Origin of the sequence: Methanobrevibacter sp., assembly GCF_017468685.1 — an archaeon.
Taxonomy (GTDB): domain Archaea; phylum Methanobacteriota; class Methanobacteria; order Methanobacteriales; family Methanobacteriaceae; genus Methanocatella.
On record NZ_JAFUHT010000037.1, the window covers coordinates 1 to 2050 of the forward strand.

Consider the following 2050-nt stretch of genomic DNA (forward strand, 5'->3'; position numbering starts at 1 on the left):
ATCCCCAATCCCCAATCCCCATAGAATTTTTGTATTTTTAATGAATTTAAAATTTAAAATAAATGATTAAAAAAAATAATAAAAATTATTTATTAATGAAAAATTAAATAATTAATCCTAAAACAATTATATGACAATTGAGTTTGAAATAAGTTTATATCAATAGATATATAACATTTAATATAAGTTAAATATACTATTTAAGAATATTATTACCAAATTTCATCTCATTTATCTCCAGAAGCAAGTCATAGTAATAACACTTCCTACTTTTTTATAAGTACAAGTTTCATAGCTTCCAGTAGCAACAGAATCAGCAAGTTTTTTCAAACTTGCTCCATTGAATTGTCTATTTGGATCACTTTCCCATCTTGAAGCTGAGCTTCCATTAGCAATTACAAATTTATAATTGAAAGTTTGAGCAGTAGTGAAAGTAGCTGACCAATTGCAGCTTCCTTCATTTGTCATAGCAGTGCAGGAACCAACACTCCAAGAGCAATGAGAACCAACAAGTCTTACAATTTGACCATTAGAAGTACAATAATTTATTTTAATTTTGACATCATATTCTGATGTGGTTCCTTCGGTAGTATCAACTGCATCAGTTTCATCAGCGACATCAGTGACAACATCAACGACTTCATCTGAGCCGCATCCTTCAGTATATTCAAAAGCACCAACAGTAGGATTTTTGGCACTTCTTTCGCATCCACCGAAATCAGTATCAACAGAAGTAGCAGTACCGGCATTTTCTAATTTGAAATATCCAGGATTTTTGCTGGGATGTAAGCATGAAGCTGGCACATTTTGATCCCAATAATTACAGTTAGCATTATTATTGAAAATTCCGTTTAAGTCTAAAGTATGAGCTGATTTTGAGGTTGAATCATAATAAAGTCCGGGAACATTCCAAGTGTTATAGAAATAGTTATATCCTAAATCCCAGGATGATTTTGGACTAAATTCTATTTCACCAGTGTGATAAATGAAGTTGTTTTTCATTTCGCATTGAGTAGGAGTATTATTAGGAGCTCTGAACCATATAGGAGTAACTGAGACATTCCATAAAGTATTGTGGAATATTTTGATTTTATCATATCCACCGCCAGTTCCCATAGTGAAGAAATAAATACCCATTCTAGTTCCGATCATAACATTATTTTTGATTTCGATATTTGCAATGGTAATTCCACCGGATTCAGGAGCCATACCAACACCGCAAGCTCTTCCCCATTTAGTATTATAAGTATCAGTATTTACTCTTAAGGTGTTTCCATCAACAACAATGTTTCTACTGGCATCAATATAAATATTCATAGAGAAACCATTAGTGATTTCATTTCCAATAGCTGAGCATGTGTCACATTCTAAGAAGTCAAGACCTTCTCCCCAAGCTTCATGGATTTTATTGTTTTTGAAAACAATGTTAGTGGACATAACTCCCCAAGAAGTACCCCAAACAGCAACGCATTGACTCCATCCATATTCTCTTGATGTAGCAGTGGCTTTATTTTCTAAGACACAGTTATATACTTCATTATCGAAAATTGTATTATAATGTCCTGAGACAACAATACCATGATATTGAACATCATGAACAGTTAATCCGCTAACATTAACATGGTTAGAATTCATCAATTTGGCACCGCAATAAGCATTTTTTAATTCGAAAGGACCTTCGATGTTAACATAGGAAATTCCATAAGTATCAAAGATACAACTGGTTGATGTACCAACGAAGACTACTTTTGCACCTTCGGCAGCTTTAATAGTTATCGGTTTTCCTTCGGAACCACTTCTTAATGAATATGGAACTGCAGTATATGTCCCTGATTTGATTTCAATTGTATCTCCGGCCGAAGCTTGAGAAATAGCACTGGCTAAATCTGTTGTTGTGATTGTTTTTGAGGTTATTAAGGTTAGACCTAATAAGAAAAGAACAAATTTGTTCATTATTTTATATGAAATAAATTTATTTTTCGCTTATTAATATAATTTGTTACTCATTATAAAATGATAAAAATATATTTTATAATATTATATTAATAAA

The 2050-nt window shown here is 32.0% G+C and carries 1 protein-coding gene; it reads right to left on the reverse strand.

Translation table 11 applies throughout. From position 1 onward, the window contains the following. Window positions 1–231: 231 nt before the first annotated feature. A complete protein-coding gene (locus tag IJ258_RS05525; protein WP_292804130.1) occupies window positions 232–1953 on the reverse strand; it encodes a right-handed parallel beta-helix repeat-containing protein in 1722 nt (573 codons plus the stop codon). Window positions 1954–2050 lie beyond the last annotated feature (97 nt).